Here is a 20667-nt window from a genome sequence, read left to right as displayed (position 1 = left end):
GCGGTGGATTCTCTGGCGTAACTTTTGCGAGAATCCTATCCCAAGCGGCGTAACTTCTCAATTCGACCCCTCCAAAACCTACGCCAAACCGGCAAGTGTTGGCGGGTTTTGATGGGCGTTGCTGGGCCATATAAGCAACACGATTCACCCAACTTTCCCCGTGGAAATGCAAGTAGCACAAGGCAAGAAGCCCAAATCACAGGCCGAAATGGACGATCAGCTTTCAGGCCACACCCCCATGATGCAGCAGTACCTCCGCCTCAAGGCGGAGGCTGGCCCCCTGCTGCTGTTCTACCGCATGGGCGACTTCTATGAAATGTTCTATGAAGACGCCGAGCGCGGCGCGCGCCTGCTCAACCTGACGCTGACCAAGCGCGGCTCGTCCAATGGCACGCCCATTCCCATGGCCGGCCTGCCGGTGCACGCGATGGAGCAGTACCTGGCGCGGCTGGTGGCGATGGGCGAGTCCGTCGCCATCTGCGAACAGATCGGCGATCCAGCCGCCTCCAAGGGCCCGGTCGAGCGCCGCATCGTGCGCATCGTCACGCCCGGCACGCTGACCGACGACGCGCTGCTGCCGGCCAAGGCCGACCGCGCGCTGGCCGCGGTGTTCGTCACCGGCAATGCCCGCGCGCCGCGCGCCGGCCTGGCCTGGCTGAACCTGGCCAGCGGCGACTTCCGCGTCACCGAATGCGCGCCGGCACAACTCGAATCCGAACTGCACCGCATCGCGCCGGCCGAGATCGTCTGCGCCGACAGCGCCGAATTCGACTTCGCGTTCGAGGGCGCCCGCTCGCGCGTGCCGGACTGGCACTTCGAAAGCGACGGCGCCCGCGCCCACCTGCTGGCGCATTTCAAGACCGATACGCTGGCCGGCTTCGACATCGAGGACATGCCGGCCGGCATCTGCGCCGCCGGCGCGCTGCTGCGCTATGCCGCCCGCACCCAGTCGCAGGCGCTGGCGCACGTGCAGAGCCTGTCGGCCGAGCGGCCCGGCCAGTATGTACTGCTCGACCCGGTCACGCGCCGCAACCTGGAGTTGACGCAGACGCTGTCGGGCGAAGACTCGCCCACGCTGTTCTCGCTGCTGGATGGCTGCCGCACGCCCATGGGCAGCCGCCTGCTGCGCCGCTGGCTGCACCATCCCCTGCGCGACAACGCGCCGGCCCAGGCCCGCCAACAGGCCATCTCGACGCTGCTGGCCGGCCGCATGGATGTCGAGCAGACCTTCGGCTCGGCCGGCCTGCTGGAGACGCTGCGCGGCGCGCTCAACGCCTTCCCCGACATCGAACGCATCGCCGCGCGGCTGGCGCTGCGCTCGGTGCGTCCGCGCGAACTGGCCAGCCTGCGCGATGCGCTGGCCGCGCTGCCCGCGCTGCGCGACCTGGTGGCGCCGATGGCCGCCGCGCCGCGCCTGAATGACCTGATTTCGCACCTGTCGGTGGACCCGGCGCTGGCCGCCCTGCTGGCGCGCGCCATCGCCGCCGAACCGGCCGTGGCGATCCGCGACGGCGGCGTGCTGGCCGCCGGCTTTGACGCCGAACTGGACGAACTGCGCGCCCTGGCCGCCGACGGCGGCGACTTCCTGGTGCAGTTGGAAGCGCGCGAGCGCGAGCGCACCGGCATCAGCAACCTGCGCGTCGAATTCAACCGCGTGCACGGCTTCTACATCGAAGTCACCAAGGGCCAGACCGCCAAGGTGCCGGAAGACTACCGCCGCCGCCAGACCCTCAAGAACGCCGAGCGCTACATCACCCCGGAACTCAAGACCTGGGAAGACAAGGTGCTGTCGGCGCAGGACCGCTCGCTGGCGCGCGAGAAATGGCTGTTCGAGCAATTGCTGGACGTGCTGGCCGAACACGTGCGCCCGCTGTCCGACTGCGCCGGCGCGCTGGCCGAGCTGGACACTCTGGCCGCATTGGCCGAACACGCGCGACGCCACGACTGGATCGCCCCCGAACTGTCCGAGCAGGCCGACATCGACATCGACGCTGGCCGCCACCCGGTGGTCGAACAGGCCATCGAACGTTTCACGCCCAACGGCTGCCGGCTCGATCCGGCGCGGCGCATGCTGCTGATCACCGGTCCCAACATGGGCGGTAAATCGACCTACATGCGGCAGGTGGCGCTGATCGTGCTGCTGGCGCGCATCGGCAGCTTCGTGCCGGCGGCGCGCGCCCGCATCGGCCGCATCGACCGCATCTTCACCCGCATCGGCGCCGCCGACGACCTGGCGGGCGGGCGCTCGACCTTCATGATGGAGATGACCGAGGCCGCCGCCATCCTCGCGGCCAGCACGCCCAACAGCCTGGTGCTGATGGACGAGATCGGCCGCGGCACCTCCACCTACGACGGCCTGGCGCTGGCGTGGGCCATCGCCTGCCGCCTGCTGGCGCACAACCGCGCCCTGACGCTGTTCGCCACCCACTACTTCGAGCTGACGCGCCTGCCGGCCGAACAGCCCGCCTCGGCCAACGTCCACCTGGCGGCGGCCGAATCGGCTGGCGGCATCGTATTCCTGCACGAAGTGCGCGAAGGCCCGGCCAGCCGCAGCTATGGGATCCAGGTGGCGCAACGCGCCGGCGTGCCCGCCGCCGTGATCCGCCAGGCCACCCGCGAACTCGAACGGCTCGAAGCGCAAGGCGCGCCCACGCCGCAACTGGGCCTGTTCTCCGCCGCGGCCGACGCCGATGCGCAGGCCTATGCCGCCGCCGACCGCGCCGACACCATCGAGGCGCTGGACACGCTGCGCGAGGAACTCGCCGCCATCGACCCCGACAGCCTGACCCCGCGCGAAGCGCTGGACGCCCTCTACCGCCTGAAGAAGCACCTGCAATGAACCTCGACCATCCCCTGCCGCTGCTGGGCAACCAGAGCCCCAACGACTTCATGCGCCGCTACTGGCAAAAGAAGCCGCTGCTGATCCGCCAGGCCATTCCCGATTTCAAGCCGCCGGTCACCCTTGCCGCGATCAAGAAGCTGGCGCGCCGCGACGACGTCGAATCGCGCCTGATCTGGCGCGAGAACGGCGAATGGCAGATGGAAAGCGGCCCTTTCGCCCGCCTGCCGAAGGACAACGAAGGCGACTGGACCCTGTTGGTGCAAAGCGTCGACCTGCACAGCGATGCCGCCGCCGAACTGATGCAGCAGTTCCGCTTCATCCCCGATGCGCGCCTGGACGACGTGATGATCAGCATCGCCAGCCATGGCGGCGGCGTCGGCCCGCACTTCGACAGCTACGATGTATTCCTGCTGCAGGCCGCCGGCCAGCGCGAATGGCGCTACGGGCGCCAGAAGGACCTGTCGCTCGAACCCGGGCTGCCGCTCAAGATCCTCAGCCATTTCCAGCCCGAGCAACAGGCCGTGCTGGCGCCGGGCGACATGCTTTACCTGCCGCCGCAGGCCGCGCATGACGGCATCGCCATGGGCGACGGCTGCATGACCATCTCCATCGGTTTCCGTGCCCCCACGCAGGCCACGCTGGCGCGCGGCCTGCTCGAAGCCGCCGCCGACCAGGTGATGGCGCGCGTCGGGCTGCTGGGCGGCCCCTACGGCGAACCGGCGCTGCCCGGCCCCAAGCTGTCGGCCGTCTACCGCGACCCGGCCCAGGCCGCGGTGGCCACGCCGGCCCAGGTGCCGGACGCGCTGGTCCAAGCCACGCTCGACACCGTCGGCAAGCTGCGCTTTGACGACGCGCTGGCCTCGCGCTTCCTGGGCTGCTGGCTGACCGAACCCAGCAACCTCAGCGTCTTCGATGGCCCGCAAGGCCTGGAGGTGGATCTGGAAGAAGACTGGCCCGCCGCCGGAAGGCTGGTGCTGGACCGCCGCAGCCGCATGCTCTATCGCGGCAAGCAGCTCTTCATCAACGGCGAAACCGCGATGACGCCGGCCGCGCCCGCGCTGTGCAAACTGGCCGACGCGCGCAGCCTGGACTGCGCCGATCCGGCCTGCGCGCGCCTGTCGGATGACGCCCGCGCCTGCCTGGCGGATTGGCTGGACTCGGGCTGGATTCATTACGTCGCCCCGTAGTATCCGGACACCTGTGCGTATCCGTCTTGCACAGAACGCAATGAGGTCTGTACGCCAGGTCACATACAGCAAGACATCACACCGCGTGGAAAGGTTTGTTGCCATTGGGATGCGACCTTTTTAATTTCCACACTCGCATCGCTTACGGCTTCCTGTAGCCTGAGTCTTGGTTTCCCCTGACGGGGTTTCAAGAGTCGTCATCTACAGGAGTCTAAAAATGATGAGCAAAACCTTGATTATTGCGTCGGTGCTGGCGGTCTCGCTCAGTGCCTGCAACAAGAAGGAAGATGCCCCGGCGCCCGCGAACAACCCCACGCCGGGCGCCAGCGCCCCGGCGCCCTCCAGCCCCTCGCCGGCCACCTCGCCGGCGCCGGCTCCCGCCCCAGCCACCACGCCTGGCGGCGGCTCGAATGCCCCCGGCGGCTCGACCACGCCCGCTTCCTGATCAGAGCCCCCCCCCGCCCTGATCCAGGAAAGAAAACCCCGGCCTCGCGCCGGGGTTTTCTTTTGTGCACGGGCGATTGCAGGCCGGCCGCACCTCGCCGGCCGCACCCAAAAAAAAAGGCCCCGAGGGGCCTTTTCCGGATCGACGCGGGCGCCAAGGCGCCACGCGAAGAAGGGACATCACATCTTGTCTTTCAGCACGCTCAGCAAGCGTTGCGCCGTGGCGCTGTTGTCGCGCGTGCCCTTGGCGTCCAGCACCGTCACGTTGGTCTGATCGCCGCTGGCGACCAGGTGGATGCGGTATTGCGGCGCCTCGGCTTTCTTGTCGCCCGAGAACATGCGGCTGAAGAAACCCGGCTGGTCGATCTGCTCGCCGGTGTCGGTATCGACGTAGCGCACGTAGTAATCGCCGGCCGAACGGTCGCGGTCTTCGACCGAGAAGCCGCCGCTGTCCAAGGCCACGCCGACACGGCGCCAGGCGCGGTCGAACGATTCGTTGACGATCAGGGCAGCGCCCTGGGCGCGCACGTCCTGTTGCACCGCCGGCTGTTGCGGCGCGGCCTCGGCCTGCTGCACCAGCTTGCGGGCGTTGTCGACGTCGGTACCCAGATAGACCATCATGCGCGCCAGCATGGCGGCGTTCAGGCCCGGGTCTTCCTTGCCGTTCTGCCATTGTACCTGCATGCCGTCGCCGCCGACGCGCTTTTCGAGCATCTGGCGATGGCTGACGAAAATCTCGGTGTGGCCGTTGACGCGCTCGACGCGGGTGCGGAATTTTTCGCGCTCGCCGCTATCCCAGGCCGATTCCAGCACCGCGCCCAGGGCCTGGCGCAGCCAGCTTTCCGGGATCTTGGCGCGGTTCTCCGCCCAGTCGGTTTCGATCAGGCCGGCGGCCGGATTGTTGCTGGCGACGGTGAAGCCGTTTTCGGTCCAGAAGTCGACCAGACGCGGGAACACGTCCTCGGGCGGGCGATCGACCACCAGCCAGCGCAGGTCGCCATCGCGCTCGACGCGCATGTCCTGGCGGTTCGGCAGCACGTTGCTGCTCTTGGGCGCCGTGGCTTGCGCCTGGCCCTGCTGCTGGAATTGCGAATAGGTCGTGGAACCCGACGCCGGCGCGCGGTAGCGCGGATCGCTGGCGGCCTGGGTCAGGTCGGGCGGAATGCTCAGCGGCTCGCCACGTTGGGTGACGGCGCTCTTGTAGTTGACGGACTCTTCATTGCCCAGGAATTGGTTGACCTCGCTGCAGCCGGCCAACAACACCAGAGACATCAATGCCGACATACCGGCATGACGCTTGTTCATACGTATCCTCACGATATTTAGAGCAGGCCCGTTTCCTGGAGCGCGCGACGCACCGTTTCGTGGTGCTGCGCGCCCAGTTCCACCAGCGGCAACCGGTAGCCCAGTGCGGTGCGGCCCATTTCGGCCAGCGCCCACTTGACGGGAATAGGATTGGCTTCAACGAACAAAGCCTTGTTCAGACGGGCCAGGTACGCATTAAGTTCACGCACCTTCGGCACATTGCCCGCCAGGGCGGCGGCACACAAGTCGCGCATCAACTTGGGCGCGACGTTGGCGGTGACGGAAATATTGCCACGCGCGCCCAGCAGGATCAGGGCGGCGGCGGTGGGATCGTCGCCGCTGAACACCTGGAAGCTGGCCGGCGCCTCGCGCAGCAGCAGGCCGCCGCGGGCGATGTCGCCGGTGGCGTCCTTGATGCCGATGATGCCCGGCAACTGGGCCAGGCGCAGCACGGTTTCGGTGCTCATGTCGGCCACGGTGCGGCCGGGCACGTTGTACAGGATGGTCGGCAGGTCCACGGCTTCCGCGATGGCGCGGAAGTGGCGGTACAGGCCTTCCTGCGACGGCTTGTTGTAGTACGGCACCACCGACAGGCCGGCCTGCGCGCCCACCGCCTTGGCGTGGCGCGTGAGGTGGATGGCTTCATCGGTGGAATTGGCGCCCACGCCGGCGATGACCGGGATGCGGTTCGCCGCATGCTCGACCGCCACGCGGATCAATTCCGCGTGTTCTTCCATGGAGACCGTCGGCGACTCCCCGGTGGTGCCCACCACCACCAGAGCATCGGTTCCTTCCTGGATATGCCAGTCGATCAACGACCGGTAGGCAGCGTAGTCCAGGCTGCCGTCGGGCTGCATCGGGGTGACAAGGGCCACCATGCTGCCCTGGAAATTAACGCCTGCGGCGGGTGCAGGGGATGCCATAAGTGAAGGGCTCCAAAGCCCCACGGCGGGATGCCCCAGGGCCAGAATCAGTGAAACCGCTGAGTTTAACGGATATTGGCCAAATTCCTACAGAAACCACTGGACGATAGCCGTCCCCAAAGCCAATACCGGACGCATCAATATCCACAGCACATCGGTGACCAACAGCACCACCACGATGACCAGGCCATACGGCTCGATTTTCGAATACTGCCAGGCCAGGCGGTTCGGCAGCAGGCTGAAAAGGATACGTCCCCCATCCAGCGGCGGGACCGGCAGCAGGTTCAGCGCCATCAGCACCAGGTTGACCTGCACGCCGGCCATGGCCATTTCGAACCAGAAGCTCTCTTGCATGCCGGTTTCGAGAAACAGGCGCAGCGAAAACACCCACAGGATGGCCATCAGCAGATTGGCGGCGGGCCCGGCCAGCGCCACCCACAGCATGTCTTTCTTGGGGCGGCGCAGGCGGCCGAAATCCACCGGCACCGGCTTGGCCCAGCCGAACAGCATGCCGGGGCTGCCGAGCAGCTTGGAAGTCAGCAGGATCACCACCGGCACCAGCAGCGTGCCGATCGGGTCGATATGGCGAGCCGGGTTCAGGCTGACGCGGCCCGCCTGGTACGCGGTCGGATCGCCGAGCATGCGCGCGACGTAGCCGTGCGCGGCCTCGTGCAGGGTGATGGCGAAAATGACCGGTATCGCGTAGACCGCGATGGTTTGGATGATCTCGTTCATGGCGAACCGGATTGTAGAGGAGCCGCGCGAAGAAAGGCGCGGCAAAAAACGGAACGGAGCAAGACGCCGCAGCGGCCGGCAGCGCCGCGGACGCGGGCCAGGCCTTCCGCGCGGCGGGCAAGCGGCCCGCGGATGGCGGCGGCGCCTTGCCGGCGCGGGCGACCGGGGTTCAGGCCAGGCCCAACGTGGCCGGATCGCCGCGGCCCACCCGCACCACGGCCGGCTCGGTGCCGGTCAGGTCGATCACGGTGGTCGGCGACTGCGGGCAGGCGCCGGCGTCGATCACGGCGGCCAGGTCGTGGGCGTAGCGCTCGCGGATGGCCTCGGCGTCGTTCAGGGCCTCGTCCTCCCCCTTCGGGATCAGGGTGGTGGACAGCAGCGGCGCGCCCATCTGTTCGAGCAGGCCCAGCATGACGGCATGATCGGGCACGCGGATGCCGATGGTCTTGCGCGACGGGTGCGAGACACGCCGCGGCACCTCCTTGGTGGCTTCCAGGATGAAAGTCCAGGGCCCCGGGGTGGCGGCCTTGAGCAGGCGGTACTGGCGGTTGTCGACGCGCGCGAAGTGGCCGATCTCGGCCAGGTCGCGGCATAGCAGCGTCAGGTGATGGCGTTCGTCCAGGCCGCGCAGGCGGCGCAGGCCGTCGGCCGCGTTCTTGTCGTCCAGGCGCGCGACCACCGCATAGCTGGAATCAGTGGGCACCGCCACCAGGCCCCCGTCGTTCAGCCATTGGGCGGCCTGCTTGAGCAGACGCGGTTGCGGATTCGCGGGGTGGATATCTAAATGGAGAGCCATGGGTTTATCCTAACACTCTTGAAGGCCGCTTCACCATCGCGGCACTGGCAACACATGGCGGCCCTGCGGGCCCGCCCGGAGACACAGTATGCGCCTGGACGATTCCCGCGAGAGCGACAACGTGGAAGACCGCCGCGCCAGCGGCCCGCGCATCGGCGGCCGCGGCACCATCGGCATCGGCACCATCGTGCTGGCCCTGGTGGCCATGTATTTCGGCATCGACCCCAGCGTGGTGCTGCAGATGGCCGAAGGTCCGCCGACGCAGCAGCAGACCGGCCCGGCCACCCGGCCGCCCGCCAACGACCCGCAGGCGCGCTTCGTGTCCAAGGTGCTGGGCGAAACCGAGGACACCTGGAGCGCCATCTTCCAGAAAGACCTGAACCGCCAATATGTGCCGCCCAAGCTGGTGCTGTTCCGCGGCGCCACGCCCACCGCCTGTGGCACCGGCCAGGCCGCCATGGGGCCGTTCTACTGCCCCGGCGACAGCAAGGTCTATATCGACCTGGCCTTTTTCGACGAATTGCAGAGCCGCTTCAAGGCCCCCGGCGATTTCGCCCAGGCCTATGTCATCGCGCACGAGGTCGGCCACCACGTCCAGCATCTGCTGGGCATCTCCGACCAGGTCGACAACCTGCGCCGGCGCAACCCCTCGCAGGCCAACGCGCTGTCGGTGCGCATGGAACTGCAGGCCGACTGCTTCGCCGGCCTGTGGGCGCAGCGCGCCAACGCCGCCCGCAATATCCTCGAAAGCGGCGACGTCGAGGAAGCGCTGGCCGCCGCCACCGCCATCGGCGATGACCGGCTGCAAAAGCAGAGCCAGGGTTATGTGGTGCCCGACGCCTTCACCCACGGCTCGTCGGCGCAGCGCGTGCGCTGGTTCAAGCGCGGCCTGGAAAGCGGCAGCCTCAAGCAATGCGATACTTTCGCCGCCAGTTCGCTGTAGCCCGGCATGCCGGCGCGCCGGCCGCCATGGCTGTATATCCGTACAGCGAACAGACCGGCACCGTCTTCATCTTGTAAGATTACGCCCCCGCGCCCATCCGGCGGCGCGGGTCAGAGCCCCCGCGAGGGGGCTTTTCCGCTGGGCGGCCCGGCGGTGCATTTCCCGACTCTAGATCCGTTCCATGGCCAACAAGTTCGAACCGTTAATCACCCCTGATGAGGTGCAAGAGATCCTTGCGGAGCCCAAGGAAACCGTCAAACCGGTCACCTGGACCCCCAAGCCGGCCGCGATCAGCCCCCAATGGATGGAATTCGCCAGCCCGTGCCGCGTCAAGGGCGAGGTGCGCGACGACGTGATCTTTCGCGCCACCTATCGCGGCGCCCGCACCGACGTGCACGGCCAGGCCACGATCTTCCTGGCCGAAGCCTTCTGCGCCAGCCTGTTCGTCGGCCCGCACCGCGTTTTCGGCGTCGACACCGATGACGCCTTCCACACCAGTCTGGTGGGCCAGGACCGGCCGCACTACCGCAAGCCGCTGGCCGACCGCAGCCACGAACATATCTGGGTCGACGAAGGCGAAGGCTACGCCGCGCCCGTCGTGCCCGCCCTGCATACCATCGCCGAGCTGATGCAGTATTTCCTGCCGAGGGCCAACCTGACCCTGACCGGCGGTTTCGCGCATCCCCTCAAGGGCCGACAAATCGAACTGATCCTATGAGCAATTTCCTGGAAGCCGCCGGCTGGACCGTCCTGCCGGCGGGAGAACACGCGATCCGCGCAATCGCGCCGATGACGCTGGGCCTGGACGGCCAGCACGCGGCGTTTTTCATCGCCTATCCGGACGACGACACCTTCTATCTCACCGACGCCTGTGAGACCGCGATGCACGCCTCCAGCTACGGGATCGAAGTGGCGGCCAAGCGCATCGATTTCCTCAACGAAACCCCGGGCGTCAGCCTGGCGCACTTTGACAAGTCCGGCGCCATCGTCGCCACCGGCCCCAACGAGCAATTGCAGGAAGCCTTGTGGGACGCCGTCAAGCTGGCCATGGCGCTGTCGTTCCAGTGCGCCAAATGGATGCCGCGCTTCAGCCAGCTGCGCTTTCGCGCCCAGGTGGGCCGGGCGCTGGCGGCCGGCGTCGGCCCCAACCGCATGGTCAAGGGCGCGCGCGCCAAGGGCAGCAGCGGCCACACCGCCGACTTCGCCTTCGCCGTGCGCGCGGCCGGCAGCACTGCGCTCACCTATATCGAGCCGATCGCCCTGAAGGCCGGCAAGAAAATGGATTGGACCCAGGTCTACCAGACCCACGGCAAGATGTCGGACGTGAAAATGGCCAACGCCCGCAACGCGCGCATGGTCATCCTGGAAGATGGCGCCTCGGCCGAGGAATTGAAGAAGGCCGTGGCCATCCTGGAACAATCGGCCAGCGTGCTGACGCTGGCCAAGACGCGCGACTGGAAAGCGGTTTTCGCCGCCGAGTAAGGCGGGCGCGGCCGCCGCACCCCAGGCGCGGTGGCGCATGGCCGCCATGGCGCGCCTTGCCGGCGCCGCCCCGGCGTCAGGTAGACATGTGGGTCAGGCCGTCGACGATCTCGCGGCCATGCAGGATGGCGGCATGCACGGCCTCGCGCGGGCTGTACACGAAACCGCCCTCGGCAAAGCATGGCACGGGATATTCGTCGCCGCCTTCCTGCACGGCGCCCGCCTGGACCACCATGATCGATGCGATGAAAACGGGGCCGCTGGGCAACGCCTGAACTTCAGCGCCGGCGCCCCGGGAAACCTTGGCCGTCAGCCGGTATCCCTTGTAGATCAAGTTGTTCTGATGCACTTCGGATGCCCTCTTTCTGCGATTCAGCATACCGCGCCTGCCCATGACAGTTCAGATATGTTTTGTAACGTGAGCTGCCGATAGAAACACTGTTGCAATGCGGAAATTGCGTCCCCGTTTCCACGGCAGATTCGGCAAGGGCGGCGACAGGCAGGCGGGACGCGGCTTACAGCCGGATGACAGGGTCGTCCGGCGCGGGCCGCGCGGATCCGTCCCGGGGATTTCCCCTAGGGCTGTTGCGAAAGCGCACTTTCGGCCACCTGCATGGCGGTGGCACGCAGGTAGTCCGGCAGGCTCCAGCCCCGTCCCAGCAGGAACATGCGGGTATGCAGGTCGCCCAGCACCGGCGCCGTCACGGCCGCGCCCAGATAGGTCAGGCGCTTGCGCCGCAGATCGACGTAGCCCAGCGTGTAGTCACGCGCCAGGCCCAGCCACAGGCGATGGGCGCCGACCGACTGGCGCGCTCCGCTCATGATGCACAGCCCCGCCTCCAGCCCCCAGCGATACACCGCCGTGGCCAGCCCCATGCCCTGGTACGGCGCGGCGTACTTCGAGTGCGGCGCGCGCACATAGGGGTCGGCGCGCCGGCCCACTTCGATCAGGCGGTTGAACACCGTATAGCCCGCCAGCCGCCCACGCCGCACATCCACCACGTACACGTAATACTCGCCATCGGCTTCGCGGTAGCGAAGCACCAGGCCAGGGATATCGGTTTGAACCTCCGGCAATCCATGCAGGCGATCCGAGGGCCGGTTCATGCGGTCGTGGATGGCATCGAGTTCGGTTTCCACTTCGCGCGGACCGTGGTTGACGTCGATGCGCAGCTCCGTCGCGCAAGGCAAGGCGCGGCGGAGAAGGTGCAGGGCCAGCGTAGGCAAGGCCACCTCCTGTACAGGGCAAATGCCCGATGAAAAAAAGATGTGCGCCCCCCGCAGCCAGCCGGTCCGCGGGGGGCGAAAGTGAAATCGAGGGAAAGCGCATCAAGCCGGGGGAGTCCCCGGCCGGGGAACGCTAGGCGGCGTGGCCGCCTTGCTGGTTCCAGTCCACCGCGTCGGCGGCCGCCTCCCCGGACATGCCGAAAAATGCGGGAAACTGCCGCGCGCCCTTGCGCGTGACGGAGAGCGCGCGCGAATCCAGGTCCTTGTCGACCCAGCCGCGTTGCAGCAGCGCCTCCAGCAAGGCGGCGCCCAGCGCGCCGCCCAGGTGCGAGCGGCGCTCGCTCCAGTCCAGGCACGGGCAGGCGAAGCGGCGGCGGCGCTGACGCGCCCCCGCCACGTCCACCCCCACCTGCGCCAGCGAGGCCTCGCCCAGCGGCGTCAACACGTAATCGCGGCCATCGGCGGTGAGCCACCGGCGCGCCAGCATCGCATCATGAACGCGCACCGCCAGGGTGCCGGCCATGTGGTCGTAGCAGGTGCGCGCCTCGCGCAGGGCTGACGGCGTATTCGGCTTGAAGGGCGCGCGTTCGGCGCCCGCCACCACCAGCAAGGCCTCCAGCGCCCGCGCCACTTCGGCGTTGGCCAGCCGGTAATAGCGATGCTTGCCCTGCGCCGCCTGCTCCACCAGGCCCTGCTCGCGCAACCGCTGGAAATGGCTGCTGGCGGTGGACGCGCCGATGTCGGCGGCCGCCGCCAGCTCGGTGGCGGTGCGGGCGCGGCCATCGAGCAGCAGGCACAGCATGCGGGCCCGCGCCGGATCGGCGATGGCGCCGGCGACAGCCGAGAGATTGATGTCGGCGAACTCGGATTCCATGATTCGGCCCAGGCCAAAGTGTTGTGTGCAGGCACAAGCATACTGCGAGTCATCGCAACAAGACAGCGCGCACCGTCATGCACACCCCGACTCGTTTCTTTGGCTGGACCGTCCTCCAGGCCACCTTCGTGCTGGCCATCTTCGGCTGGGGCGTGGGTTTTTACGGCCCGCCCGTGTTCCTGCACGCAGTCGTGCAGCGCACCGGCTGGAGCGTGGCCCTGGTATCGGCCGCCGTCACGCTGCATTTTCTGTGCGGCACCCTGATCGTCGCCAACCTGCCGCGCCTGTACCGGCGCTGGGGCGTGCCGGCGGTGACGGTGGCCGGCGCGCTGGCGTTGGCGCTGGGCGTATCCGGCTGGGCGCGCGCGGCCGAACCATGGCAGTTGTATGCAGCCGCGCTGTTCTCCGGCATGGGCTGGGTGACGCTGGGCGCGGCCGCGGTCAACGCGCTGATCGCGCCGTGGTTCGTCCAGCGCCGGCCCGCCGCGCTGGGCATGGCCTACAACGGCGCCAGCGTCGGCGGCATCGTGTTCTCGCCGCTGTGGGTATTCCTGATCGGCGCTTGCGGCTTCGCGCAGGCCGCCGCGTGGGTAGGCGCGGCGATGGTGATCGTGATCGCGGTGCTGGCGCGCCGGGTCTTCGCCGTCACGCCCCGGCAACTGGGCCAGCATCCCGACGGCCTGCCGCCGCAGGCGCCGGCACAGGCGGCGACCGCGCCGGCCGTGCCGCGGCTGTGGCGCGACCGCGCCTTCCTGTCGCTGGGCGCGGGCATGGCGCTGGGCCTGTTCGCGCAGATCGGCCTGATCGCCCACCTGCTGTCGCTGCTGGCGCCGCTGCTGGGCGCGCAGACCGCCGGCATCGCCATGGGACTGGCCACGGCCAGCGCCATCGCCGGCCGCAGCCTGGTGGGCTGGCTGATGCCGCCGGCGGCCGACCGCCGCCTGGTGGCCTGCCTGTCGTACGCCACGCAGATCGCCGGCTCGCTGGTGCTGATGCTGGCCATGGAGCACACCTGGGCGGTGTGGCTGGGCGTGCTGCTGTTCGGCGCCGGCATTGGCAACGCCACCTCGCTGCCGCCGCTGATCGCCCAGGCCGAATTCACGCGTGCGGACGCGGCGCGGGTGGTGCCGCTGATCGTGGCCCTGTCGCAGGCCGCCTACGCCTTCGCGCCGGCCGTGTTCGGCGTGCTGCGGACACTGTCCGGCCAGGGGCCGCACCCCTTGTTCGGGTTCCTGGCGCTGGCGGCGGCCCTGCAGGCGGCGGCGATCGTCTGCCTGGCTTGGGGCCGAGGCGCCTCACGCCACGTCAATCCAGGCCGCCGCGACGCGCCACCAGCCCGGCCATGACGGCGTCGCCATGCTCGCCCGCCAGCCCGGCCGCCACGCCCTGGCGGTCGGCGGCGTTGCGGTTCTGGCTGACCTTCCATTTGCCTTCGATGCGCGTGATGGCGATCTCCACGCCGACGATCGCGCGCATCTGCGCGGCGATGAAATCCTCGGGCGCGTCCTCCACCCGCCAGGGCTCGACCCGCGCCTTCTCCTGCGCGTCGGTCAAGGCGCCGATCTGGGTCCGTACCCAGGCCGCGTCATCGTGCACCGTCGGCCTGCCCCAGACATGCACGGCGACGAAATTCCAGGTCGGAACGACCTTGTGTGTCTCGGCCTTGGTGGCGTACCAGGACGGCGTGATGTAGGCCTGCGCGCCATGGAACACCACCAGGCATTCGGCGCCCGCGGCCAGTTCCCGCCATTGGGGATTGGCGCGCGCCATGTGCAGGCGCAGCACGCCTTGCGGCCCTTCTGGGTAGAGCAGACAGGGAATGTGGTTGGCCATCAGCCCGCCTTCCCCGCCGGTCATCAGCACCCCGAGAGGATGCGCGCGGATGAAATCGTGCTGGACCTCGGGCGAGTCTTCACGGAAAGCGGACGGCAGGTACATGGCGAATGACGTGGTCGGTAAGAAAAGCCCACCTTAACGCCGCCCTGGCCCCATTGCCAGAGCCATAGGCATCGCAATTCATGGAGCCATGCCATGGCGCCATGCCCGCGCCGTGTCAGGCCAGCGCCTTGACCAGCAGCACCGTGGTGAAGCCGCTGTCCCATTCCTCGTCAGGGTAAGTGTCGGCCTCGACATAGCCGTGCTTGCCATAGAACGCGCGGCTCTGTGTGTTGAAGGTGTCGGTCTCAAGGCGCGCCTGGCGGTGGCCGTCGGCGCGCATGCCATCCTCGGCCAGCGCCAGCAGCGCGGCGCCGACGCCACGCCGTTGCCAATCCGGATGCACATGCAGCGCCCAGATGAAGTTCTGCTCCCAATCGACCATGCCGGCCACGCGGCCATCGGCCTCGCAAACATGAAAGCGCGCGCCGCGCTCGGCGACGTAGCGCGGGATCTTGCCGCTATCGAGGAAATACCGGTATTTCTCCGGCGTCATCTGCGGCCGCCAGGTGCCTTCGTAGGTGCGCGTCAGCACGGCTTCCAGCGCCGCCACGTCGTCGGGCCGCGCCGGCCGGACGATCAGAGTGTTCGAAAATTGCGTCATGCGCGGCAGTGTAGCAACCGCGCCGCCGCCTCACCGCATCACCGCCGCACACGCTCATAGGCCTGCTTCATGCGCTCGCGCGCGGCAGTCTCCTGCGCATAGGCACGATCGTAAGTGGCCAGGCAATCCGGTGTCGGATCGGGCCATTTGATGGCGGCGATGGCGCTGGTCAATGCGTCGCGCGCGCGCTGCCATTCCTTGACGGCGGCATACCATTCCTTGCTCGTGTCCATAGCGCATCCCCCCTATGTGCACGACGTCCATCGTAGACGTTCCAGCGCGGCCGACAATACAGGGTTTCGCCGATGCAAAGGGATGAGGCCGGATGCCATCCGGATGAATACCCTGAACGCGGGGCTGGCCCCGGGCGCGGTAGAATTGCGCCGAACCGCGCCTGGCATGCGTATTGCCGCGCGGATCGCGGCAAGCGTTGCGCCATGCGCGACGCGCCAACCGGGTATATTGCGCGTCCGCGCTGGCGCCGGATCCGCCGCCAGGCCCGGTCCGCGATCGACATCGCGGCCTTCCGACAACCCATCACCACACACGCCCCCATCAAATAGTGAACGCACCGCCGCCGCGGCGGTCGTACAGCAGCCGGCGCGATACCGCGCCCGCCGCTTTTCCCCATCACGATGCGATGAATATTGACGTCAACCCTCACTTACTCACGGCCACGGCAAATGCTACTGTTCCGCCTGTGCAAGGAGTACAAGCAATGGATCAGAAAACGAAACCCTGGGCCTTTCCCAAACCCCATCCGGAAAACACCCCGCGGGGCGAACGAAACAAACAGGAGATCGACACGCCGCCAGTAACCCAGACGCCCGCGGCCAAGCCGCGCGGCAAGAAAAGCGCCGCCCCGGCGGCCGCCGCCACCAAACCCTGACGCGCCTGACGGTCCTGCCGTGCCGCGCGCGCCCATGCGCCGCCGGCACGACGGGACCGCGGCCGGCTCGACGCGATGCGCCACCATCGCGCCCATGCGCCGCTTCGCCTCACCCGAGACCATGCACTACACCCAGGACCCGAACACCCCGCCCGCCGCCACCGTCAGCTTCGACGACTTCATGAAGGTCGACATCCGCGTCGGCACCGTGATGGCCGCCGACCCGTTCCCCGAAGCGCGCAAACCGGCCTACAAGCTCACCATCGACTTCGGCGCCGGCGTCGGCATCAAGAAAAGCTCGGCGCAAATCACCGGCCGCTACAGCCTCGAGCAATTGCCGGGCAAGCGCGTGCTGGCCGTGGTCAACTTCCCGCCGCGCCAGGTCGGCCCGGTGCGCTCCGAAGTGCTGGTGCTGGGCCTGGCCGACGATGCCGACCACACCATTCTGGTGACGCCCGAGCACCATGTGCCCAACGGTGCCAGGCTGACCTGAGGCGCGCGCCCCGTCCGATCAAAGTCGGACGCAATGACCGCGTGCCCCCTGCGCGTTCGGGCTATTCTCACTAGCCTGTCGCGGTGGATACGTATAAACCCTTCCTGGCCGACAGAGACATGGCGCCATGGCCCCGGCCACCCGGCGCGACCGTAATGCCGTGCAAAGGTGGGAAGAATGGCGGTCAAGCATTACCGCGACTGCAATGTCCTTGAAGCCGCCCGGGCGCGCATCCGCCTGGCGTTCAAGTACTTCGAACGCGTCTGCGTCGCCTTTTCGGGCGGCAAGGACAGCTCCGTCACCCTGCATCTGGCGCTCGACGTGGCGCGCGAAATGGGACGCGGCCCGGTGCACGCGGTCTTCATCGATCTCGAAGGCCAATACCAGGCCACCATCGCCCACGTCACCGAGATGTTCCAGCGGCCCGACGTCCATCCGTGGTGGATCTGCCTGCCCATCAACCTGCGCAATGCCTCCAGCCTGCGCGAACCCTACTGGTGCGCCTGGGAACCGGGCCGCGAGGCCGACTGGATCCGCCCGCTGCCACGGCATCCCGCCGTGATCAGCGATCCCGGCTATTTCCCGTTCTACCGCCATCGCATGGAATTCGAGGAGTTCGTGCCCGAATTCAACCACTGGCTGTCGCGCGACGCGTCCACCGCGTTCCTGGTGGGCATCCGCTCCGACGAATCGCTCAACCGCTACCTGGCGGTCAAGCGCCGCAGCAAGAAATGCGCCTGGACCCCGCCTGGCGCGCGCAAGGCGCTGGCCTGGAGCACGCGCGACAAGCTGAGCGACAGGGCCGTCACCTTCTTTCCGATCTACGACTGGAAGTTCGAAGACATCTGGCGCTACACCGGCGAGCACCGCCACCCCTACAACCGGCTCTACGACCAGATGCTGCGCGCCGGCGTGGCGTACTCGCAGATGCGCATCTGCCAACCCTATGGCGACGACCAGCGCAAGGGGCTGGACCTGTTCCACAAGCTCGAGCCGGCCACCTGGTTCCGCGCCGTCAAGCGCGTCGAAGGCGCCAACTATGCCGCGCGCTACTGCCGCCAGCGCTTTCTTGGCTATCGCGGCGGCCTCGGCCTGCCGCCCACCTTCAGTTCCTGGCGCCAGTACAGCCAGTTCCTGCTCGAAAGCATGCCCGCCACGCTGCGCCAGGTATACGCGCGCCGCATCGACGTCTTCATCGCCTGGTGGGAACAGCACGGCCAACCGCTGGCCCAGTGGCCCGATGCCGGCATTCCCGATCTCGAAAACCGCAAGGCGCAGCCATCCTGGCGGCGCATCGGCCTGTCGCTGCTCAAGCAGGACATGGCCCGTTCACTGTCGTTCGGGCCCGCCCGCCGCGACATCGACACCGTGCTTGCCCCTGCACAGCGGACGTCCCCATGCCCGCCCTGAACCAATACGACTTCCTGCGCCTGACCTCCTACGACGACGAGGCCGCCTTCTTCGCCCAGATGGGGCGCTTTTTCGCCAGCGCCACGGTGCGCCGCGACTGCGGCGGCTACCCCCTGAACGACAGCGCGCGCCACCGCTGGTTCGTGGTGCGCCGGCGCGGCCAGCAGCGCCTGCTCGGTTTCGTCAGCATCGAATTGCAGACCGGCGCCGTCCGCATCCGCGACGGCTACATCCGCCCCGAAGCGCGCCAGCGCGGCCTGTTCCGGGAGCTGCGCCGCCAGGTGCTCGAATTCATCGACGAACGCGACCAACCCTGCACGCTACGCGTGCCGCGCGACTGCGCGACGCTGCTGCTGCCGCACGGCTTCCAGGTCCAAACCACCCGGGGCAACTGGGTCACCTTGAAAAGGAACACGCATGCCACACGTAACGGATCTGGAGAACCGCGCCAGGACCTTGTTCGAGGAACTGCGCAACCTGCCCCTGGCTTCGCGCATCGACGCCATCAACCGGATCCGGCGCTGCCTGCATGAGCACAGCCCGTTCGCGGCCGAACCGGTCGACTGCGTGCAGTGGATTCCCGGCTACCAGGTCGAGGCCAACGACTACAACCCCAACAGCGTCGCGCCGCCCGAAATGCGCCTGCTGGAGCTGTCGATCGCGGCCGACGGCTATACCCAGCCCATCGTCGCCCATCATGCGGCGGCGGATCGCTACGTGGTGGTCGACGGCTTTCACCGCCAGCGCGTCGGCAAGAAGAAAGGCCCGATCCAGGCGCGCGTGCACGGCTACCTGCCGCTGGTGACGATCCGGCCCGGCCGCGACGCGGCCGCCGACCGCATCGCCGCCACCATCCGCCACAACCGCGCCCGCGGCGTGCACGGCGTGATGCCCATGACCGAGATCGTGGTGCGCCTGCTGCGAGCCGGCTGGAGCGACGCCGACGTGGCGCGCCAGCTCGGCATGGACGAAGACGAAGTGCTGCGCTTCAAACAGGTGTCGGGCCTGCCCGAGCTGTTCCGGGATCACAGCTATTCTCGATCCTGGGAATAACCGGCGTCTCGGCCAGCGGCAGGGTCAGGCGCGCGCAAAGGCCGCCGCCCGCGGCCGGCGCCAGCGCCAGCATGCCGCCATGGCGCGCCGCGATGGTCGCCACGATCGACAGCCCCAGGCCCGCCCCCTCGACCTGACGCTGGCCGCGCCAGAACGGCTCGGCCGCCTGTTCGCACTGCGTCGCGGTCAGGCCGGGACCGTGGTCGCGCACCGCCACCACCAGCCAGTGCGGCAAGACCGTGGCGTCGACCTCCACCGGCCGGTCCGGCGGCGAATACTTGAGGGCGTTGTCCACCAGGTTGCGCACCGCGCAGTCCAGCAAGGCGTCCGGCAGCGCCGCCCATGGCAGTTCGCCGGGCAGGCGCCAGCGCACCCGGGCGGGCTTGCGGCACGCCACCCGATCCAACACCGTCATGGCGTCGCAGGCCGGCCCCTCGGCCGCCTCGGCGCCATCGACACGGGCCAGCGTCAACAATTGTTCGATCAGGCGCTCCAGGCGCTCGGTGCCCAGCAATGCCTGCGCGATCGCCTGGCTGCTGGCCGCATCGCGCGCCGCCGGCAGCCGTTGCAGCACCTGCAGATGCGCCTTGATCGCGGTGACCGGCGAACGCATCTCGTGCGCGGCGTAATCCGAAAAATGCCGTTCGCGCCGCAGCGTTTCTTCCATGTGCCGCGCCAACGCATGCGGCGCCGGCAGGCGTTCGGCGCCCCTTCTTGGCAGCCCCCTTGCCGCCAGCCACCCGGCCACCACCCCGGCGACCCAGGTGGCGCCCAGCAGCAGCATCGCGCGCCCGCCGGCGATCATGGCGTCGGCGCCCCCAGCCGGTAGCCCCAGCCGCGCACGGTTTCGATCAGGTCCGCGCCGAACTTGCGGCGCAGCTTATGGATGTGCACGTTGACGGCGTTGCTCTCGACCCGGTCATCGAAGCCATAGAGGCTGTCGTGCAGCTGGTCCATGGTGAGGATCTGCCCGGGATGCTGCAACAGGGTCTGGAGCAAGGCCAGCTCGCGCCGCTGCAGCGTGATGCGGGCGCCATCCAGCAGCACCTCGCCGCGCGACGGAAACAAGGTCAGGCGGCCGTGGTCGATGCGATCGCTGGCATGCCCGGCCACGCGCCGGATCACGGCCTGCAGGCGCGCGCCCAGTTCGTCCAGGTCGAACGGCTTGGAAAGGTAATCGTCGGCGCCGGCCCGCAGCGCGTCGACGCGCTGCGTGACCGCCGAGCGCGCGCTCAGCACCAGTACCGGCACGCTTTCGCGGCGCGCGCGCCATTTCCGCAGCAGCGTCATGCCATCGCCATCGGGCAGGCACAGATCCAGCAGACAGGCGCAGACATGGGATGTCTGCATCGCCAGGTCGGCCTGCCGCAAGCTGCCGACGGCATCCACCACGAACCCCTGCAACCCGAGCCCGGCCTGTATCGCCATGGCGATGGAAGCGTCATCCTCGACCAACAAAATGCGCATCGCAGACTCCCTGTCCCGGCACGTTATACTTATTCAAGTAATAAGTTAATTTCTAAAA

The 20667-nt window shown here is 68.1% G+C and carries 24 protein-coding genes; 12 read left to right on the top strand and 12 right to left on the bottom strand.

The window, feature by feature from the left end:
• Nucleotides 1-166 precede the first annotated feature (166 nt).
• From mutS to HV701_RS13055, 3 genes are all read left to right on the top strand, one after another.
• A complete protein-coding gene (mutS, locus tag HV701_RS13065) occupies nt 167-2839 on the top strand; it encodes a DNA mismatch repair protein MutS (RefSeq protein ID WP_420867815.1) in 2673 nt (890 codons plus the stop codon).
• Nucleotides 2836-4029 carry a ribosomal protein uL16 3-hydroxylase gene (locus HV701_RS13060; RefSeq protein WP_175133453.1) on the top strand — a complete coding sequence of 398 codons (1194 nt, stop codon included), beginning with the start codon at nt 2836-2838 and terminating at the stop codon, nt 4027-4029. The genes mutS and HV701_RS13060 overlap by 4 nt, the downstream gene beginning before the upstream one ends.
• A gap of 217 nt (nt 4030-4246) precedes the next feature.
• A complete protein-coding gene (locus HV701_RS13055; protein ID WP_175133452.1) occupies nt 4247-4474 on the top strand; it encodes an endopeptidase in 228 nt (75 codons plus the stop codon).
• 179 nt (nt 4475-4653) lie between these two features.
• Here the strand turns inward: HV701_RS13055 and bamC are convergent, their stop codons facing one another.
• From bamC to HV701_RS13035, 4 genes are all read right to left on the bottom strand, one after another.
• Nucleotides 4654-5778 carry an outer membrane protein assembly factor BamC gene (gene bamC / locus HV701_RS13050; RefSeq protein WP_175133451.1) on the bottom strand — a complete coding sequence of 375 codons (1125 nt, stop codon included), beginning with the start codon at nt 5776-5778 and terminating at the stop codon, nt 4654-4656.
• Nucleotides 5779-5795: 17 nt separating this feature from the next.
• A complete protein-coding gene (gene dapA / locus HV701_RS13045) occupies nt 5796-6701 on the bottom strand; it encodes a 4-hydroxy-tetrahydrodipicolinate synthase (protein WP_175133450.1) in 906 nt (301 codons plus the stop codon).
• Nucleotides 6702-6788: 87 nt separating this feature from the next.
• Nucleotides 6789-7436 (bottom strand): site-2 protease family protein, encoded by a 648-nt coding sequence (locus HV701_RS13040; RefSeq protein WP_175133449.1) that lies wholly within the window; start codon nt 7434-7436, stop codon nt 6789-6791.
• Between the two features lie 169 nt (nt 7437-7605).
• The gene (locus HV701_RS13035) at nt 7606-8232 is read right to left on the bottom strand and encodes an L-threonylcarbamoyladenylate synthase (protein WP_175133448.1); all 627 of its coding nucleotides are present in this window, start codon (nt 8230-8232) and stop codon (nt 7606-7608) included.
• An 88-nt stretch (nt 8233-8320) separates the two neighbouring features.
• Between HV701_RS13035 and ypfJ the strand changes: the two genes are divergently transcribed.
• The 3 genes from ypfJ (at nt 8321) to HV701_RS13020 (ending at nt 10657) form a co-directional block, all read left to right on the top strand.
• Complete coding sequence (ypfJ, locus tag HV701_RS13030) at nt 8321-9175, top strand: KPN_02809 family neutral zinc metallopeptidase (RefSeq protein ID WP_175133447.1); 855 nt, start codon at nt 8321-8323, stop codon at nt 9173-9175.
• Between the two features lie 181 nt (nt 9176-9356).
• Nucleotides 9357-9893, top strand: a complete 537-nt coding sequence (locus tag HV701_RS13025; protein WP_175133446.1) for a hypothetical protein — start codon at nt 9357-9359, stop codon at nt 9891-9893.
• Nucleotides 9890-10657: a DUF1828 domain-containing protein gene (locus tag HV701_RS13020; RefSeq protein WP_175133445.1), complete on the top strand. Its 768-nt coding sequence runs from the start codon at nt 9890-9892 to the stop codon at nt 10655-10657. Before HV701_RS13025 ends, HV701_RS13020 begins: the two co-directional genes overlap by 4 nt.
• 76 nt (nt 10658-10733) lie before the next feature.
• Here HV701_RS13020 and HV701_RS13015 read toward each other — a convergent pair whose 3' ends face one another.
• The 3 genes from HV701_RS13015 to HV701_RS13005 all read right to left on the bottom strand — a co-directional run bounded on the left by HV701_RS13015 (nt 10734) and on the right by HV701_RS13005 (nt 12758).
• Nucleotides 10734-11006, bottom strand: a complete 273-nt coding sequence (locus HV701_RS13015; protein WP_175133444.1) for a hypothetical protein — start codon at nt 11004-11006, stop codon at nt 10734-10736.
• Between the two features lie 227 nt (nt 11007-11233).
• A complete protein-coding gene (locus HV701_RS13010; protein WP_175133443.1) occupies nt 11234-11884 on the bottom strand; it encodes an N-acetyltransferase in 651 nt (216 codons plus the stop codon).
• Between the two features lie 133 nt (nt 11885-12017).
• Nucleotides 12018-12758, bottom strand: a complete 741-nt coding sequence (locus tag HV701_RS13005) for an ArsR/SmtB family transcription factor (protein ID WP_175133442.1) — start codon at nt 12756-12758, stop codon at nt 12018-12020.
• A 77-nt stretch (nt 12759-12835) separates the two neighbouring features.
• Between HV701_RS13005 and HV701_RS13000 the strand changes: the two genes are divergently transcribed.
• Entirely contained in the window at nt 12836-14104 is a 1269-nt protein-coding gene (locus tag HV701_RS13000; RefSeq protein WP_175133441.1) for an MFS transporter, read from the top strand.
• Here the strand turns inward: HV701_RS13000 and HV701_RS12995 are convergent.
• The 3 genes from HV701_RS12995 to HV701_RS12985 all read right to left on the bottom strand — a co-directional run bounded on the left by HV701_RS12995 (nt 14064) and on the right by HV701_RS12985 (nt 15530).
• Nucleotides 14064-14696 (bottom strand): FMN-binding negative transcriptional regulator, encoded by a 633-nt coding sequence (locus HV701_RS12995; RefSeq protein ID WP_175133440.1) that lies wholly within the window; start codon nt 14694-14696, stop codon nt 14064-14066. The two genes, HV701_RS13000 and HV701_RS12995, sit on opposite strands and share 41 nt — an antisense overlap.
• A gap of 115 nt (nt 14697-14811) precedes the next feature.
• The gene (locus HV701_RS12990) at nt 14812-15297 is read right to left on the bottom strand and encodes a GNAT family N-acetyltransferase (RefSeq protein WP_175133439.1); all 486 of its coding nucleotides are present in this window, start codon (nt 15295-15297) and stop codon (nt 14812-14814) included.
• 38 nt (nt 15298-15335) lie between these two features.
• On the bottom strand, nt 15336-15530 hold the full coding sequence (locus HV701_RS12985; RefSeq protein ID WP_175133438.1) for a hypothetical protein: 195 nt from the start codon (nt 15528-15530) through the stop codon (nt 15336-15338).
• Nucleotides 15531-16015: 485 nt separating this feature from the next.
• Here HV701_RS12985 and HV701_RS12980 point away from each other — a divergent pair, with 485 nt between their 5' ends.
• From HV701_RS12980 to HV701_RS12960, 5 genes are all read left to right on the top strand, one after another.
• Nucleotides 16016-16186: a hypothetical protein gene (locus HV701_RS12980; protein WP_175133437.1), complete on the top strand. Its 171-nt coding sequence runs from the start codon at nt 16016-16018 to the stop codon at nt 16184-16186.
• A 121-nt stretch (nt 16187-16307) separates the two neighbouring features.
• Nucleotides 16308-16679, top strand: a complete 372-nt coding sequence (locus HV701_RS12975) for a tRNA-binding protein (RefSeq protein ID WP_175133529.1) — start codon at nt 16308-16310, stop codon at nt 16677-16679.
• 177 nt (nt 16680-16856) lie between these two features.
• Nucleotides 16857-18089, top strand: coding sequence for a phosphoadenosine phosphosulfate reductase (locus tag HV701_RS12970; RefSeq protein ID WP_175133436.1), 1233 nt, complete (start codon nt 16857-16859; stop codon nt 18087-18089).
• The gene (locus HV701_RS12965) at nt 18077-18622 is read left to right on the top strand and encodes a GNAT family protein (protein WP_175133435.1); all 546 of its coding nucleotides are present in this window, start codon (nt 18077-18079) and stop codon (nt 18620-18622) included. The genes HV701_RS12970 and HV701_RS12965 overlap by 13 nt, the downstream gene beginning before the upstream one ends.
• On the top strand, nt 18507-19142 hold the full coding sequence (locus tag HV701_RS12960; protein WP_175133434.1) for an IbrB-like domain-containing protein: 636 nt from the start codon (nt 18507-18509) through the stop codon (nt 19140-19142). Before HV701_RS12965 ends, HV701_RS12960 begins: the two co-directional genes overlap by 116 nt.
• Here the strand turns inward: HV701_RS12960 and HV701_RS12955 are convergent.
• Both HV701_RS12955 and HV701_RS12950 read right to left on the bottom strand, forming a co-directional pair.
• Complete coding sequence (locus HV701_RS12955) at nt 19078-19947, bottom strand: sensor histidine kinase (protein ID WP_175133433.1); 870 nt, start codon at nt 19945-19947, stop codon at nt 19078-19080. The genes HV701_RS12960 and HV701_RS12955 overlap by 65 nt on opposite strands.
• The gene (locus tag HV701_RS12950; protein WP_175133432.1) at nt 19944-20609 is read right to left on the bottom strand and encodes a response regulator; all 666 of its coding nucleotides are present in this window, start codon (nt 20607-20609) and stop codon (nt 19944-19946) included. Before HV701_RS12950 ends, HV701_RS12955 begins: the two co-directional genes overlap by 4 nt.
• Nucleotides 20610-20667: the final 58 nt, after the last annotated feature.

Source organism: Achromobacter pulmonis (assembly GCF_902859765.1).
Taxonomy (GTDB): Bacteria; Pseudomonadota; Gammaproteobacteria; order Burkholderiales; family Burkholderiaceae_B; genus Achromobacter; species Achromobacter pulmonis.
The sequence above is the reverse complement of the archived record's forward strand: the minus strand, read 5'-3'. Positions and strand labels throughout refer to the sequence as shown.

What these genes read in the sequence shown, in the direction of transcription:
- mutS (WP_420867815.1), top strand. Translation starts at nt 167, where the DNA reads ATGCAAGTAGCACAAGGCAAGAAGCCCAAATCACAGGCCGAAATGGAC.
- HV701_RS13060 (WP_175133453.1), top strand. Translation starts at nt 2,836, where the DNA reads ATGAACCTCGACCATCCCCTGCCGCTGCTGGGCAACCAGAGCCCCAAC.
- HV701_RS13055 (WP_175133452.1), top strand. Translation starts at nt 4,247, where the DNA reads ATGATGAGCAAAACCTTGATTATTGCGTCGGTGCTGGCGGTCTCGCTC.
- bamC (WP_175133451.1), bottom strand. Translation starts at nt 5,778, where the DNA reads ATGAACAAGCGTCATGCCGGTATGTCGGCATTGATGTCTCTGGTGTTG.
- dapA (WP_175133450.1), bottom strand. Translation starts at nt 6,701, where the DNA reads ATGGCATCCCCTGCACCCGCCGCAGGCGTTAATTTCCAGGGCAGCATG.
- HV701_RS13040 (WP_175133449.1), bottom strand. Translation starts at nt 7,436, where the DNA reads ATGAACGAGATCATCCAAACCATCGCGGTCTACGCGATACCGGTCATT.
- HV701_RS13035 (WP_175133448.1), bottom strand. Translation starts at nt 8,232, where the DNA reads ATGGCTCTCCATTTAGATATCCACCCCGCGAATCCGCAACCGCGTCTG.
- ypfJ (WP_175133447.1), top strand. Translation starts at nt 8,321, where the DNA reads ATGCGCCTGGACGATTCCCGCGAGAGCGACAACGTGGAAGACCGCCGC.
- HV701_RS13025 (WP_175133446.1), top strand. Translation starts at nt 9,357, where the DNA reads ATGGCCAACAAGTTCGAACCGTTAATCACCCCTGATGAGGTGCAAGAG.
- HV701_RS13020 (WP_175133445.1), top strand. Translation starts at nt 9,890, where the DNA reads ATGAGCAATTTCCTGGAAGCCGCCGGCTGGACCGTCCTGCCGGCGGGA.
- HV701_RS13005 (WP_175133442.1), bottom strand. Translation starts at nt 12,758, where the DNA reads ATGGAATCCGAGTTCGCCGACATCAATCTCTCGGCTGTCGCCGGCGCC.
- HV701_RS13000 (WP_175133441.1), top strand. Translation starts at nt 12,836, where the DNA reads ATGCACACCCCGACTCGTTTCTTTGGCTGGACCGTCCTCCAGGCCACC.
- HV701_RS12995 (WP_175133440.1), bottom strand. Translation starts at nt 14,696, where the DNA reads ATGTACCTGCCGTCCGCTTTCCGTGAAGACTCGCCCGAGGTCCAGCAC.
- HV701_RS12990 (WP_175133439.1), bottom strand. Translation starts at nt 15,297, where the DNA reads ATGACGCAATTTTCGAACACTCTGATCGTCCGGCCGGCGCGGCCCGAC.
- HV701_RS12985 (WP_175133438.1), bottom strand. Translation starts at nt 15,530, where the DNA reads ATGGACACGAGCAAGGAATGGTATGCCGCCGTCAAGGAATGGCAGCGC.
- HV701_RS12980 (WP_175133437.1), top strand. Translation starts at nt 16,016, where the DNA reads ATGGATCAGAAAACGAAACCCTGGGCCTTTCCCAAACCCCATCCGGAA.
- HV701_RS12975 (WP_175133529.1), top strand. Translation starts at nt 16,308, where the DNA reads ATGCACTACACCCAGGACCCGAACACCCCGCCCGCCGCCACCGTCAGC.
- HV701_RS12970 (WP_175133436.1), top strand. Translation starts at nt 16,857, where the DNA reads ATGGCGGTCAAGCATTACCGCGACTGCAATGTCCTTGAAGCCGCCCGG.
- HV701_RS12965 (WP_175133435.1), top strand. Translation starts at nt 18,077, where the DNA reads ATGCCCGCCCTGAACCAATACGACTTCCTGCGCCTGACCTCCTACGAC.
- HV701_RS12960 (WP_175133434.1), top strand. Translation starts at nt 18,507, where the DNA reads ATGCCACACGTAACGGATCTGGAGAACCGCGCCAGGACCTTGTTCGAG.
- HV701_RS12955 (WP_175133433.1), bottom strand. Translation starts at nt 19,947, where the DNA reads ATGATCGCCGGCGGGCGCGCGATGCTGCTGCTGGGCGCCACCTGGGTC.
- HV701_RS12950 (WP_175133432.1), bottom strand. Translation starts at nt 20,609, where the DNA reads ATGCGCATTTTGTTGGTCGAGGATGACGCTTCCATCGCCATGGCGATA.